The organism is Rahnella sp. 1L-D-7-B-C2, from assembly GCF_057290995.1.
In genome coordinates this window covers 16,015-31,202 of the sequence record NZ_JBXAVQ010000013.1, presented here as the reverse complement: position 1 = coordinate 31,202, position 15,188 = coordinate 16,015, and the positions used below count along the sequence as shown (strand labels likewise).

At 53.0% G+C, this 15,188-nt stretch carries 14 protein-coding genes; all 14 read left to right on the top strand.

Features of this window, described 5'->3' with window-relative positions:
* Positions 1–10: 10 nt before the first annotated feature.
* Positions 11–748, top strand: coding sequence for a tRNA (cytosine(32)/uridine(32)-2'-O)-methyltransferase TrmJ (gene trmJ / locus AC0Z7K_RS18150; protein ID WP_413529118.1), 738 nt, complete (start codon positions 11–13; stop codon positions 746–748).
* Between the two features lie 202 nt (positions 749–950).
* Positions 951–1,445, top strand: a complete 495-nt coding sequence (iscR, locus tag AC0Z7K_RS18145; protein ID WP_056781306.1) for a Fe-S cluster assembly transcriptional regulator IscR — start codon at positions 951–953, stop codon at positions 1,443–1,445.
* A 208-nt stretch (positions 1,446–1,653) separates the two neighbouring features.
* Positions 1,654–2,823, top strand: coding sequence for an IscS subfamily cysteine desulfurase (locus tag AC0Z7K_RS18140; protein ID WP_485615400.1), 1,170 nt, complete (start codon positions 1,654–1,656; stop codon positions 2,821–2,823).
* 66 nt (positions 2,824–2,889) lie between these two features.
* Positions 2,890–4,200 (top strand): aminopeptidase PepB, encoded by a 1,311-nt coding sequence (gene pepB, locus AC0Z7K_RS18135; protein WP_485615399.1) that lies wholly within the window; start codon positions 2,890–2,892, stop codon positions 4,198–4,200.
* A 77-nt stretch (positions 4,201–4,277) separates the two neighbouring features.
* Complete coding sequence (gene sseB, locus AC0Z7K_RS18130) at positions 4,278–5,141, top strand: enhanced serine sensitivity protein SseB (protein WP_413529121.1); 864 nt, start codon at positions 4,278–4,280, stop codon at positions 5,139–5,141.
* 224 nt (positions 5,142–5,365) lie between these two features.
* Positions 5,366–5,791: a nucleoside-diphosphate kinase gene (gene ndk / locus AC0Z7K_RS18125; protein WP_112164814.1), complete on the top strand. Its 426-nt coding sequence runs from the start codon at positions 5,366–5,368 to the stop codon at positions 5,789–5,791.
* Between the two features lie 237 nt (positions 5,792–6,028).
* Positions 6,029–7,228: a dual-specificity RNA methyltransferase RlmN gene (gene rlmN / locus AC0Z7K_RS18120; protein ID WP_485615398.1), complete on the top strand. Its 1,200-nt coding sequence runs from the start codon at positions 6,029–6,031 to the stop codon at positions 7,226–7,228.
* A 108-nt stretch (positions 7,229–7,336) separates the two neighbouring features.
* Complete coding sequence (gene pilW, locus AC0Z7K_RS18115; protein ID WP_485615456.1) at positions 7,337–8,074, top strand: type IV pilus biogenesis/stability protein PilW; 738 nt, start codon at positions 7,337–7,339, stop codon at positions 8,072–8,074.
* Positions 8,064–9,062 (top strand): cytoskeleton protein RodZ, encoded by a 999-nt coding sequence (gene rodZ, locus AC0Z7K_RS18110; protein ID WP_485615397.1) that lies wholly within the window; start codon positions 8,064–8,066, stop codon positions 9,060–9,062. Before pilW ends, rodZ begins: the two co-directional genes overlap by 11 nt.
* A 42-nt stretch (positions 9,063–9,104) precedes the next feature.
* Complete coding sequence (gene ispG / locus AC0Z7K_RS18105; RefSeq protein WP_485615396.1) at positions 9,105–10,226, top strand: flavodoxin-dependent (E)-4-hydroxy-3-methylbut-2-enyl-diphosphate synthase; 1,122 nt, start codon at positions 9,105–9,107, stop codon at positions 10,224–10,226.
* 133 nt (positions 10,227–10,359) lie between these two features.
* Positions 10,360–11,634, top strand: coding sequence for a histidine--tRNA ligase (gene hisS / locus AC0Z7K_RS18100; protein ID WP_413529125.1), 1,275 nt, complete (start codon positions 10,360–10,362; stop codon positions 11,632–11,634).
* 13 nt (positions 11,635–11,647) lie between these two features.
* On the top strand, positions 11,648–12,268 hold the full coding sequence (locus AC0Z7K_RS18095) for a YfgM family protein (protein ID WP_413529126.1): 621 nt from the start codon (positions 11,648–11,650) through the stop codon (positions 12,266–12,268).
* 11 nt (positions 12,269–12,279) lie between these two features.
* On the top strand, positions 12,280–13,461 hold the full coding sequence (gene bamB / locus AC0Z7K_RS18090) for an outer membrane protein assembly factor BamB (protein ID WP_413529127.1): 1,182 nt from the start codon (positions 12,280–12,282) through the stop codon (positions 13,459–13,461).
* Between the two features lie 209 nt (positions 13,462–13,670).
* Complete coding sequence (gene der / locus AC0Z7K_RS18085; protein WP_485615395.1) at positions 13,671–15,155, top strand: ribosome biogenesis GTPase Der; 1,485 nt, start codon at positions 13,671–13,673, stop codon at positions 15,153–15,155.
* Positions 15,156–15,188: the final 33 nt, after the last annotated feature.

Genomic DNA, 15,188 nt, shown 5'->3' with positions numbered 1-15,188 from the left:
CAGAGTTTGTATGCTGCCCAATATCCGTATTGTATTAGTTGAAACCTCCCACACTGGCAATATGGGCTCTACCGCCCGTGCCATGAAAACCATGGGATTATCCAGCCTGTATCTGGTCAATCCGCTGGTGAAACCTGACTCTCAGGCCATCTCTTTGTCTGCCGGTGCCAGTGATGTTATCGGGAATGCGAAGATCGTTGATACGCTGGACGAAGCCCTGGCGGGCTGCAGTCTGGTGATCGGCACCAGCGCCCGTTCGCGCACGTTGCCATGGCCGATGCTGGAACCGCGTGAATGCGGCGAGCACAGCGCCATCGCGGCACAAACCGCGCCGGTCGCACTGGTGTTTGGTCGTGAACGCGTTGGTCTGACCAATGAAGAACTGCAAAAGTGTAACTACCACGTCTGCATCCCGGCGAACCCTGAATACAGCTCGCTGAATCTGGCGATGGCTGTACAGATCATCGCGTATGAAGTGCGCGTGGCGCACCTTGCCTTACTGGAAGCTGCGAAGCCGCAGGTAGAGTATGAAGAGTCACCGTATCCGCTGGTCGATGACCTCGAGCGTTTCTATCAGCATCTGGAACATACGCTGCTGGAAACCGGCTTTATCCGACAGGCACATCCCGGTCAGGTAATGAGCAAATTGCGTCGGTTATTTACCCGTGCGCGACCTGAATCTCAGGAGTTGAACATCCTGCGCGGCATCCTGACGTCGATCGAAAAGACTAAGAACAGCAAGGAATAAGCCTCGCTTTCTGATAATAAAGGCAGTTTTTAGTCTGATTATCATGGGGTTGCGTTTTCTCTTCTACATCGTTCTTACGGCTCTGTAATACTTGAGTAAATTACTAGGTTAAATAGTTGACTGTTTTACTCGGGAATGGCAGACTCATTTGCATATTCCGAACCATTGTATTTTTAAGTAATTCAACACAGGTAACCATGCTATGAGACTGACATCCAAAGGCCGTTATGCCGTGACCGCTATGCTTGACGTAGCGCTGCATTCACAGGAAGGACCGGTACCACTGGCTGACATTTCTGAGCGCCAGGGCATCTCCCTTTCTTATCTGGAGCAGCTGTTCTCGCGTCTGCGTAAAAACGGTCTGGTTGCCAGCGTTCGTGGTCCGGGCGGTGGTTATCTGTTAGGTAAAGATTCAGCGGATATCGCTGTTGGCGCAGTCATCACTGCCGTTGATGAATCCGTTGACGCAACCCGTTGTCAGGGTAAAGAAGGGTGCCAGAACGGCGAACGCTGTCTGACTCATACTCTGTGGCGTGATCTGAGCGAGCGCATCAGCGGTTTCCTCAACAACATTACGCTGGCAGAGCTGGTCAACAACCAGGAAATCCTGGAAGTGGCCGACCGTCAGAATGGTGAAGTCCGTCGTCAGCCAAATGGCCGTCAGATGGAAACGATCAATGTGAATTTAAGAGCGTAATCTCTTTTTCCACTGATGATCGACGCTTAAAAAAGCCCTCGGGAAATTAATTTCCGCGGGCTTTTTTCTTTTACTGACGTCAATTCTTACCGATTAGTGCCCGCAAAACGTCATTTCCCTTTTAAGAATCCGTGAAGCCGTTTTAAACTGGCTGTCGTTTTTAATTCTTTCGTTCGATAACGAACGCGCAGTCCGGAGCTTGCCTGCCATGAAATTACCTATCTATCTCGATTATTCCGCCACCACGCCGGTCGATCCGCGTGTTGCGCAGATGATGATGCAGTGTCTGACACTGGACGGTACTTTCGGCAATCCGGCCTCCCGCTCGCACCGCTTTGGCTGGCAGGCCGAAGAGGCCGTGGACGTGGCGCGTAACCAGATAGCTGATCTGATCAATGCCGATCCGCGTGAGATTGTCTTCACCTCGGGCGCGACAGAATCTGACAATCTGGCTATCAAAGGCGCAGCCCATGCGCAGCGTGCGAAAGGCAACCACATCATCACCAGCCAGACCGAACACAAAGCGGTGCTCGATACCTGTATTCAGCTGGAAAGTGAAGGTTTCGAAGTCACTTATCTGGCTCCGCGCAAAGACGGTGTGATCACTCCAGCGGCAGTGGAAGCGGCGATGCGTCCGGAGACGATTCTGGTGTCAATCATGCAGGTGAACAACGAAATCGGCGTAATTCAGGACATCGCGACGCTGGGCGAACTTTGCCGCAGTCGCGGCGTTTTATTCCATGTCGATGCGACCCAGAGCGTGGGCAAGATAGCTATCGATCTCAGCGAGTTGCCGGTCGATCTGATGTCGTTCTCCGCACATAAGATTTATGGCCCGAAAGGCATCGGCGCGCTGTACGTGTGTCGCAAACCGAAAGTGCGTATCGACGCACAAATTCACGGCGGCGGCCACGAGCGCGGTATGCGTTCCGGGACGCTGCCGGTGCATCAGATTGTCGGCATGGGCGAAGCGTACCGCATTGCCAAAGAAGAGATGATCGCTGAAGCAGAACGTCTGACCGTACTACGGGATCGCCTGTGGAAGGGCATTCAGCAACTGGATCAGGTGCATCTGAACGGATCGCCGCAGCACGCGGCACCCAACATCCTCAACGTCAGCTTTGCCGCCGTGGAAGGGGAGTCTCTGATCATGGCGCTCAAAGATCTGGCAGTGTCTTCCGGTTCCGCTTGTACCTCCGCCAGCCTTGAACCTTCCTACGTTTTGCGTGCCATAGGATTGAGCGAAGAATTGGCACACGGTTCCATCCGCTTCTCGCTGGGGCGCTGGACCACCGAAGACGAAATTGATTATGCCATTGCGCTGGTGGTGAAATCTGTCCGCCGCCTGCGTGAACTGCCACCGGTTTATACGAAATGAAGTAACCCCTATAAAAGGGCGATTTACCTGTCATCATTGAAGATAAAAACAATCAGGAGTGCTGTTATGAGTTCCGAAGTAACGACCAATGAAGCCATGCCCGTTTTCCTTTCTACTCAGCCAGCCGATGCGCGCTGGGGCGAAAAAGCCGCACTGAGCACCGATTCTGCGGGCATGACCATTCATCTGAATGGCGGCGACGCGCTGACGGCAATCTCCCGCGCGGCACGTCGTATCGACGGTCAGGGCGTTAAAAATGTTAAACTGGCCGGTGAAGGCTGGGATCTCGAAAACAGCTGGGCATTCTGGCAAGGCTTCCGTGGCCCGAAAGGCACCCGTAACGTCGAATGGGCCGAATTATCAGATGATGATTCGAACACGCTGAAACAGCGCCTGAAAATCATCGACTGGGTGCGCAACACGATCAATACCCCAGCAGAAGACTTGTCACCAGAGCAACTGGCAACGCGCGCTGTGGATCTGATGTGCGAATTTGGTAACGACAAAGTCAGCTACCGCATCACCAAAGGTGACGATCTTCGCCAGCAAAATTATAACGGTCTGCACATTGTTGGCCGTGGTTCAGATCGCGCTCCGGTTCTGCTGGCGCTTGATTACAACCCAAGCGGCGACGCAGAAGCGCCGGTTTACGCCTGCCTGGTCGGCAAAGGTATTACTTTCGACACCGGCGGTTACAGCCTCAAACCGAGCGGCTCTATGGATTCCATGAAAGCCGACATGGGCGGCGCAGCCACCCTGACCGGTGCGCTGGCGCTGGCCGCGGCCAACGGCCTGAATAAACGCGTGAAGCTTTATCTGTGCTGCGCGGACAACATGGTCAGCGGCAATGCGCTCAAACTGGGTGATATCATTCGCTACCGCAATGGCAAAACCGTTGAAGTGATGAACACCGACGCGGAAGGCCGTCTGGTGCTGGCCGATGGCCTGATCGACGCCTCTGCACAGAATCCCGAACTGCTGATTGATGCGGCAACGCTGACCGGTGCGGCCAAAACGGCGCTGGGCAACGATTACCATGCGCTGTTCAGCTTTGATGATGCCCTGGCCGCCGAGTTGCTGGAAAGCGCCAAAGCCGAACACGAACCGTTCTGGCGTTTGCCGCTGGAAGAGTTCCACCGTTCCCATCTGCCGTCTAACTTCGCTGAACTCAATAACATCGCCGGTCCTTCCCACACCGCCGGTGCAAGTACGGCAGCGGCGTTTCTGTCTCACTTTGTGACGGATTACAAAAAAGGCTGGTTGCACATCGACTGTTCCGCAACTTACCGCAAAAGCGCGGCTGACCAGTGGTCTGCCGGTGCCACCGGTCTGGGCGTGCGTACTGTAGCTAATCTTTTGTTAAACAAAGCCAAATAATCCAATATTGTTTTCGTTGTAAGTTTACGGGGCGCTCACGGGCGCCCCGTTTTATACCTTTACCGGAGTAAAGAACCATGAGTGTCCCACACGATCATCTCCCTGCGGGTAGCGCTGCGACGGAGGGTGAAAACGAGCTGGAGCGACTGCTCCGTCTGTCCGTGACCGCTGCCGCCTGGCGTCCGGCGTTTTACCAGATGCTGCTGGATTCCACCGTGTTTGTTCTGGGTGATGCCGGTCAGGATAATGCGCAAACGCAGGGCAGTGTGGCGATCACTGCGGGCAGCGAACTGAATATCCTGCACTGGGAAAAACAGGACGGCAGCTCGATCATTCCTTTCTTTTCTTCCGTCGACGTGCTGGAAAAAGCCAGCGCCGGCGAAAGCCCGGATGAGCAGGCCTTTGTGGCACTGCCCGCCCGCGTGCTGTTTGAAATGACGCAGGGCGAGGAGCTGTTTCTAAATCCCAAGTCTGAATACGGAAAAGAGTTTTACCCGAGCGAAGTGACGCAGTTGCTGAGCAACGGCGGGCTGAATGCGCCATCAGAACTGGTGCTGGATAAAGAAAGCCAACTGCTGATCGGCCAGCCGGAAGAGTATCCGTCGGCGATGATTGACGCACTGACCACGCTGTTCACGCAGAAAAAACCGGTGCGCAGGGCATTCATGGCACTGATCCACGATAAAACTGTCGACGATCAGCCCAACTTGTTGATCGGCGTGGAAGCCGACGGTGATGAACACGAAATTGATGCGTTGATCCGCGAAGCGGGCAACGTGGCCGCCGAAACCTCACCGGACGACCGTCCTGTGGATTTCTGTATTGTTTCTGAAAAGGAACGTGGCATCAGTCATTATCTGATCAGTCACACGCAGCCGTTCTATCAGCGTAAGTGGGGAAGCTGGCTGCGTAATATTATTCCTTCGTCCGGACAGGCCTAAAACCGCAAGGGGATCTCGACGTTAATCCCCTTATTGCCCCTGTTTTGTTTAAGGGGAATAGGCAGTTTGTGCATGATCGTGAATCAATGCCGCATTTTTTTAATTAAATGTTGTGATTCGGGTAGGCAATCTTAACTTCGCTCCCTATAATCACCGCCATTTTACGGCAGGTATAACATTAAATTAACCGGCCCTACCTATAAAAGTCAGACAGAGGTTTTTCCATGACTATCCAACGTACTTTCTCCATCATCAAGCCAAACTCCGTTGCTAACAATGACATTGGCGCTATCTACGCTCGTTTCGAACGCGCAGGTTTCTCCATCATTGCTTCTAAAATGCTGAAACTGACCAAAGAGCAGGCTGAAGGTTTCTACGCTGAGCATAAAGGTCGTCCATTCTTTGACGGTCTGGTTGAGTTCATGACTTCTGGTCCGATCGTTGTTCAGGTGCTGGAAGGCGAAAACGCAGTTCAGCGTAACCGTGACATCATGGGGGCAACTAACCCGGAAAACGCACTGGCCGGTACCCTGCGTGCAGACTTCGCTGACAGCTTCACTGCCAACGCCGTTCACGGTTCTGATGCAGTAGAATCCGCACAACGCGAAATCGCTTACTTCTTCGACGAAAGCGAAATCTGCCCGCGTTAAGATTTTCGGGCGTCATTGCCGGAAGACAGACCGCAAATTCGCAAGAATTTTGTCAGCGTCACCTTCCAAACATGGCAACTCTGCCCTAAAATTTGTACAATGTTGCGCCCCGAATGAGCCAGCCTCTTCGGGGCGCAATTTATTGCAGGCCACCTGAATGCCGCTTGTGCGGGCAGACAGTGACGGTTCTGCACTTCCCTGGCGCCATAACGTGTAACAACGAGGCCATATTTCATTATGTTAGAATCAACAACTCCCGAGCAAAACGTGTCTGAAACCTTCCCGATTTCTGCAGAGGAAGTGAAAACTGTTGCTCCTGCTGCCGCAAAAATTAACCTTCTTGATCTTAACCGCAAACAAATGCGTGAGTTCTTTATCAACATGGGCGAGAAACCGTTCCGTGCTGATCAGGTCATGAAGTGGATGTACCACTATTGCAGCGATGATTTCGAGCAAATGACCGATATCAATAAACCGCTGCGTGACAAGCTGGCGCGCGTGGCTGAAATCCGCGCTCCGGAAGTCGCTTCCGAACAACGTTCTACCGATGGCACTATCAAATGGGCGATTCAGGTCGGCGGGCAACTGGTCGAAACCGTGTATATCCCGGACGGCGACCGCGCCACGCTTTGCGTCTCCTCCCAGGTCGGCTGCGCGCTGGAATGTACTTTCTGTTCCACGGCTCAACAGGGCTTTAACCGTAACCTGCGCGTGTCCGAAATCATTGGTCAGGTCTGGCGTGCGGCGAAAATCATCGGTGCTGCCAAAATTACGGGCATCCGTCCCATCACTAACGTCGTGATGATGGGCATGGGCGAACCCTTGCTGAACCTGACCAACGTCGTTCCGGCGATGGAAATCATGCTTGATGACTTCGGGTTTGGCCTGTCTAAACGCCGCGTGACGTTGTCTACCTCTGGCGTCGTGCCTGCGCTCGATAAGCTGGGCGACATGATTGACGTTGCGCTGGCTATCTCCCTGCACGCGCCGAACGACACTATCCGCGATGAAATCGTGCCGATTAACCGCAAGTACAATATCGATACGTTCCTGGCCGCCGTTGAACGTTACATCAGCAAATCCAACGCCAATCAGGGCCGCGTGACCATTGAGTACGTTATGCTCGACCATATCAACGATGGCACCGAGCACGCGCATGAGCTGGCTGAGCGTCTGAAAAATACGCCGTGCAAAATCAACCTGATCCCATGGAACCCGTTCCCTGGCGCGCCGTATGGCCGCAGCTCAAACAGCCGTATTGATCGTTTTTCTAAAGTGCTGATGGAGTATGGTTTTACCGTCATCGTGCGTAAAACCCGTGGTGATGACATTGATGCCGCCTGTGGCCAGCTGGCCGGTGACGTCATTGACCGCACCAAACGTACGTTGAAGAAAAAGATGGCGGCTGAGCAGCAGATTTCCGTTAAAGCCGTTTAATCGTCAGAAGGTCAGCGCAGGGCCTGGAGGTATCCCTCAAAGCCCTGCGTTTTATTGTCGGTGGCAGAATAAAGGGAATTAAGCATGGCAATGAAAGACAGTACGAAAATGCTGATGGCTGCCGGTTTGGCGGTTTCTCTGTTGACGGGGTGTTCAAGCTCCCCGAAAGAGACGCAGGCAGCAACCGGTGCATCCCAAACGCGTCTTGAACTGGGAATGGCGTATCTTTCTCAGGGGAATATGGATGCGGCGAAACAAAATCTGCAAAAAGCCTCAGACAGTGCGCCGGATGATTATCGTACTCAGTTGGGCATGGCACTTTACGAGCAAAAAACCGGCGATCAGAAAGCTGCTGAAAGCCGCTATCAGCAAGCGCTGAAGCTGGCTCCTCAAAATGGGACCGTCTTAAATAATTACGGTGCGTTTTTGTGTAGTTTAGGGCAGTATGTACCGGCACAACAGCAGTTTAGCGCCGCAGCCAATGCGCCTGATTACGGTCAGGTGGCAGACAGTCTCGAAAATGCAGGCTACTGTTTTCTGAAGGCAAATCAGAATGAGGAAGCGCGAGTGTTACTGAGCCGGGCATTAAAAACCGATCCCGATAAAGGCGCACCCTTGCTGACAGAGGCAACCAAAGAATTTGAAGAAGGGAATCGCGCTCAGGCGAAACTTCTACTGGATATCTACCAGCATGTCCTGCCAGCCACGGCTGACAGCATTATGTTACAAATTCGATTCGCTGCGTTAGCGGGCAATCCGGACAGCGTTCAACGCTTCGGTAAGCAGCTTGCGCGAAGTTATCCACAATCCAAACAGTACCAGCAGTTCTTAGCTAATGAATACTGAAGCCTCCCAAGAAAATAAAGTTAAATTGACCGCAGGCCAACGCCTGGGTCAGGCACGTGAAGAGTTAGGGCTCAGCCATCAGGCCGTTGCAGAACGCCTGTGTCTGAAAGTCTCTACGATTCGCCAAATTGAAGAAGATGCGACGCCGGCCGATCTCGCGCCGACTTTCCTGCGTGGTTATCTTCGTTCCTATGCCAAACTGGTTCATATCCCGGAAGAAGAGCTCTTAAACCTGATTGGTAAGCAAGCCCCGATTAAAGTGCCGAAAGTCGCTTCTATGCAGGGTTTCTCTCTCGGTAAGTCTCGCAAAAAACGCGATGGCTGGCTGATGGGCTTTACCTGGCTGGTGGTATTTGTGGTGATTGGCCTGACCGGTGCATGGTGGTGGCAAAACCATCAGGCGCAGCAGGAAGAAATCGCGACAATGGCCGATCAGTCTACGGCCCAACTGAATCAGGATAACGGCCAGGGGCAAACTATACCTCTGGGCGGTGGTGACAACGCTAATTCTGCACCGACGACAGAAGATCCCTCTTCTGCGCCTGACGCAGCAGCGACGGCACCACAATCACAGAACTCAATTCCTTTGAACACGGCGCAAACGCCAACGGATAACAGCGCACCGGCTTCCTCCGGAACGCCTGCAGCACAAGCACCTGCTGCGGTATCCACCAGCCAGCCAGCAACGGCTGAGAATGGTCTGCCAACCGGTGATGCACAAACTGCTGCTGCAGGTGCTGATCCGCAAGCTGTCGCTTTGACATTCAAAGCCGATTGCTGGTTACAGATCGATGACGCGTCAGGTAAAACCTTGTTCAGCGGCATCAAAAAAGGCGGCGAAACCCTGAGCGTGAAGGGAACTGCACCTTATAAGCTGAAAATCGGCGCACCGGGTGCAGTGGATATTCAATTCCAGGGCAAGCCGGTTGATTTAAGTCGTTTTGTAAAATCAAGCCGTGTTGCGCGCCTGACTATCGCTGCCGAGTAATCGGCAGCTTGTCGGACGATTGCAACGATGGAGAGTGAAGTAATGCATAACCAAGCACCCATTACCCGTCGCAAATCAACCCGGATTTATGTCGGCAAGGTGCCTGTAGGTGATGGCGCGCCGATTGCTGTGCAATCGATGACCAACACCCGCACCACAGATGTCGAGGCGACGGTCGCCCAGATCAAATCGCTGGAACGCGTGGGCGTCGATATTGTCCGCGTTTCTGTGCCTACCATGGATGCCGCTGAGGCGTTCAAGCTTATCAAGCAGCAGGTGGATGTTCCGCTCGTTGCTGATATCCATTTTGACTACCGTATCGCGCTGAAAGTGGCTGAATACGGAGTTGATTGCCTGCGCATTAATCCGGGCAACATCGGTAATGAATCACGCATCCGCTCCGTGGTGGACTGCGCCCGTCACTACAATATTCCTATCCGTATCGGTGTGAACGGTGGCTCTCTGGAAAAAGATATCCAGGAAAAGTTCGGCGAACCTACGCCGGAAGCGCTGCTGGAATCTGCGATGCGCCATGTCGATATTCTCGACAGACTTAACTTTGATCAGTTCAAAGTCAGCGTAAAAGCCTCTGATGTGTTTCTTGCCGTCGAGTCTTATCGTCTTTTGGCGAAGCGTATCGATCAGCCTTTGCATTTGGGCATCACGGAAGCCGGCGGTTTACGCGCCGGTTCGGTGAAATCTGCCATCGGTCTCGGCCTGCTGTTGTCTGAAGGTATCGGCGACACGTTGCGTATCTCGCTTGCCGCCGATCCGGTCGAAGAAGTCAAAGTCGGTTTTGATATTCTGAAATCGTTACGCATACGTTCCCGTGGGATCAACTTTATTGCCTGTCCGACCTGTTCGCGCCAGGAGTTTGATGTCATCGGCACCGTCAATGCATTAGAGCAGCGTCTGGAAGATTTGATCACGCCAATGGATGTTTCCATCATCGGTTGCGTGGTGAACGGTCCGGGCGAAGCGCTGGTTTCTACGATTGGCGTCACTGGCGGTCATAATAAAAGCGGTTTCTATGAAGACGGCGTTCGTCAGAGAGATCGTTTTGATAACGAACAGATGATCGATCAGTTAGAAGCCAAGATCCGCGCCAAAGCGGCGATTATGGATGAGAGTAAACGTATCGTTATCAATCATCTTGAAAAGTAACATCGGTTGCGGGCGTCAGAGTAAGCCCGCATTATATTGAACCCGACAGGGGTGATGGCGTCTGTGCGTTGAACCGCAGACCACAAACCCCCTATAATCGGGTTCATTTTTTATAAAACGATAGAGAACTGACGTGGCAAAGAATATCCAGGCCATTCGCGGCATGAACGACTACCTGCCGGAAGACACCGCGCTGTGGCAGCGTATCGAAGGTACTTTGAAACAGGTACTCGGCGGTTACGGCTACAGCGAAATCCGTATGCCGATTGTAGAGCAGACCCCATTGTTTAAACGCGCTATCGGTGAAGTGACCGATGTCGTGGAAAAAGAAATGTACACCTTTGAGGATCGCAACGGTGAAAGCCTGACGCTGCGCCCTGAAGGGACGGCTGGCTGTGTGCGCGCCGGTATCGAGCATGGTCTGCTGTACAATCAGGAACAACGTCTGTGGTACATCGGCCCGATGTTCCGCTACGAGCGTCCGCAAAAAGGACGCTATCGTCAGTTTAATCAGTTGGGTGTCGAAGTCTTCGGTCTGCAAGGCCCGGATATTGATGCGGAACTGATCCTGCTGAGCGCCCGCTGGTGGCGTGCGTTGGGCATCTCCGAGCACGTAACGCTGGAACTGAACTCTATCGGTTCACTGGAAGCCCGCGCGAACTATCGTGACGCACTGGTGGCTTTCCTTGAGCAGCATAAAGACAAGCTGGATGAAGACTGCAAACGTCGTATGTACAGTAATCCTCTGCGTGTTCTGGATTCCAAAAATCCGGACATTCAGACGTTATTGAACGATGCGCCAGAGCTCGGTGACTATCTTGATGATGAATCAAGAGAACACTTTGCAGGTCTGTGTGAACTTTTAGAGCAGTCTGGTATCCCATATACGATTAATCAGCGACTTGTGCGCGGTCTAGATTATTACAACCGCACCGTGTTCGAGTGGGTAACCAGCAGTCTGGGCTCACAGGGTACCGTGTGTGCGGGTGGCCGTTACGACGGGCTGGTAGAACAATTGGGCGGTCGTGCGACACCTGCCGTCGGTTTTGCGATGGGGCTTGAGCGTCTGGTATTACTGGTTCAGGCCGTAAACCCGGACTTCAAAGCACCTGCGACGGTAGATGCTTACGTTATTTCTTCCGGCGCGGGTACACAAGGTGTAGCCATGAAACTGGCTGAAACGCTGCGTGATGCCATGCCGGAACTGAAAGTGATGACGAATTACGGTGGCGGCAACTTCAAGAAGCAATTCGCCCGTGCTGATAAATGGGGTGCGCGCGTTGCCCTGGTATTAGGCGAAGATGAAGTCGCTAACCAGCAGGTTGTAGTCAAAGACCTGCAAACTGGAACACAAGAAACGCTGACGCACAGTGAAGTTGCTGGGCGTCTGGCTTCGATGTTGGGTTAAGGAGAAGGACACTGTGGAAGTCTATACCACTGAGAATGAACAGGTTGATGCTGTACGTCGCTTCTTTGCCGAAAACGGTAAAGCGCTGGCCATTGGCGTTGTTCTGGGTATTGTAGCTCTGGGCGGCTGGCGTTTCTGGCAGAGCCATCAGGACTCTGCCCTGACGGAAGCTTCTGCGTCTTTCCAGAAAGCTAATCAGGCAATGGCCAGCAAAAATGCGCAAGGCGTGGCCGAGCTCGAGAAGTTTGCTCAGAGCAATGACAACAATTACGGTGTGTTTGCCGCTCTGCAACTGGCCGATCACTTTGTCGAAACGAAAGATTTCGCCAATGCTGAAAAGCAGTTAACGCAGGCGCAGGGGCAGGCCAAAGAAGACAATTTACGTTCGCTGGTGAATTTACGTCTGGCACGTGTCCAGATGCAGCAAGGCAAATTTGATGATGCACTCAAAACGTTAGACGGCGTGAAGGGTGAAGGCTGGGCAGCAATGCAGCAAGGCATCCGTGGTGATGTTCTGCTCGCTAAAGGCGATGCGAAAGGGGCTCGTGATGCCTTCAGCAAAGGTCTGGAATCTAAACCCTCTCAAACGCTGCAAACGATGCTGCGTATGAAATTGAACAACTTAGCCAGCTAAGGGGAACCCCGATGCAATTGCGTAAAACACTCTTGGTAGGATGGGTTTCTGTTGCCCTGCTGAGTGGCTGTTCATTGTTTAACAGCGAAGAAGATGTCGTCAAAATGTCCCCGCTGCCAAAAGTTGAGAATCAATTTACTCCGACGAAAGTCTGGAGCAAATCCGTAGGCGATGGCGTAGGTGATTTTTACTCCCATCTGCGTCCGGCCTGGCAGGACAGCACCATTTACGCAGCCGATCGTTTTGGCATCGTGAAAGCGCTGGATGCTGACAGCGGTAAAGAAAAATGGAGTGTTAACCTGTCTGAAAAAACTGGTTTCCTCTCCAGCAATCGTTCGGCACAGCTTTCCGGCGGCCTGACCGTTTCCGGCGGCCATGTGTACGTCGGCAGTGAAAAAGCGGTGGTTTATGCGCTGAATACTGAAGATGGCACCGTGGCATGGCAGACCAAAGTGGCGGGCGAAGCATTGTCCCGTCCTGTGGTCAGCGATGGTTTAGTGCTGGTACACACTGGCAACGGTATGTTGCAGGGTCTGAGCGAGTCTGATGGTAAAATCCAGTGGACCGCTAACCTCGATATGCCGACGCTGTCTCTGCGCGGTGAATCTGCCCCGGCGGTTGCCTTCGGTGCAGCCATTGTCGGCGGTGATAACGGCCGCGTCAGCGCCGTGCTGATGAAAGAAGGTCAGCTGATCTGGCAGCAGCGTATTTCACAAACCACCGGTACGACTGAAATCGACCGTCTGAGTGATGTGGATACCACACCGGTTATCGTTGATGGCGTTGTTTATGCGCTGGCTTACAACGGCAATCTGGTGGCGATGGATCTGCGTTCTGGTCAGGTGATGTGGAAACGTGATGTCGGCTCTGTGAATGACATCATCGTCGATGCGGGTCGTATCTACATGGTCGATCAGGATGACCGTGTGATGGCGCTGGATACGCAGGGCGGCGTGAGCCTGTGGCGTCAAAGCGATCTGTTGCACCGCAATCTTACCGCGCCAGTGCTGTATAATGGGTATATCGTAGTCGGTGATTCAGAAGGCTATCTGCACTGGATCAACACCACGGACGGTCGTTTCGTTGCTCAGCAGAAAGTCGACAGTGATGGCTTCCTGAGTGCGCCGATTGTGGCAAGCGACAAGCTGGTGGTACAAGCGAAAGGTGGCGAAGTCTACTCCTTCACCCGCTAAAACCGCGCCCGGCGTCTGGCCCTGAGATCGTTTGATCGCGGGCTTAAAAACGGCTCCTGAATTGCTCAGGGGCCGTTTCGTATTCTGAAAACCGTGCAATTTGAAATCTGGATTGCGCTGTAACAAATTGAATTATAGCTGTTTGTCCGAAACAGAAGGGCAACAGACTATTTGCGTTTAGCTATAAATAAAAACACTGAGGCTTCAAAATGATACCTGTCGTTGCGCTTGTTGGGCGCCCGAATGTGGGTAAATCCACTTTATTTAACCGTTTGACCAAGACGCGTGACGCGCTGGTTGCGGATTTCCCGGGGCTAACGCGTGACCGCAAGTATGGTCGTGCTGAGATTGAGGGTAATGAATTCATCATCGTGGATACCGGCGGTATCGACGGTACCGAAGATGGTGTTGAAACCCGTATGGCTGGCCAGTCTCTGCTGGCTATCGAAGAAGCGGACATCGTTCTGTTCATGGTCGATGCGCGCGCGGGCCTGATGCCTGCCGATCAGGGCATTGCCCAGCATCTTCGCAGCCGTGAAAAAGCGACTTTCCTGGTGGCGAACAAAACTGACGGTATTGACCCCGACAGCGCCATCGGTGACTTCTACTCACTCGGTTTAGGCGAAGTCTACCCTATCGCGGCCTCGCATGGCCGTGGTGTGGCACAATTGATTGAGCACGTACTGGTACCGTTCGTTGGGGCTAAACCTGAAGAAGTCGAACTGACCGAAGAAGAGGCTAACGCCGCTTACTGGGCAGAGCAGGAAGCCACCGGTGATGAAATCCCGGAAGATGAAGAAGACGATTTCGATCCGCAATCTCTGCCAATCAAACTGGCTATTGTCGGGCGTCCGAACGTGGGTAAGTCCACACTGACTAACCGCATTTTGGGCGAAGAGCGCGTCGTGGTTTACGACATGCCAGGCACCACCCGCGACAGTATTTATATCCCGATGGTGCGCGACGAACGTGAATACGTTCTGATCGACACCGCTGGTGTGCGTAAGCGCGGTAAAGTTACTGAAACTGTTGAAAAATTCTCCGTCATTAAAACCCTGAAGGCAATTGAAGACGCGAACGTCGTGATGCTGGTGATTGATGCCCGCGACGGTATCTCCGATCAGGATCTTTCGCTGTTAGGCTTCATCCTCAACAGCGGGCGCTCACTGCTGATTGTGGTGAATAAGTGGGATGGCATGAGTGAAGAAGCGCGTGCTCAGGTGAAAGATCAGCTGGATCTGCGCCTTGGCTTCGTCGACTTCGCGCGTATTCACTTCATCTCTGCTCTGCACGGCAGCGGCGTGGGTAACCTGTTCGAATCCGTGATTGAAGCCTACACTTGCGCGACCACGCGCGTCAGCACTTCTATGCTGACCCGTATCATGCAGATGGCTGCTGACGATCACCAGCCTCCGCTGGTAAACGGTCGTCGTGTGAAGCTGAAATATGCCCACGCCGGGGGTTATAACCCGCCAATCGTGGTGATCCACGGAAATCAGGTGAAAGATCTGGCTGATTCTTACAAGCGCTATCTGATGAACTACTTCCGTCGTTCACTGAAAGTGATGGGTACGCCGATCCGCATCCAGTTCAAAGAGGGTGAGAACCCTTATGAAGGCAAGAAAAACACGCTGTCACCACATCAGCAGCGTAAGCGCAGACGCCTGCTGCAGCACCTGAAAAACAAATCCTAAAACTGATGGGGTGCATGAAAATGTACCCCATTT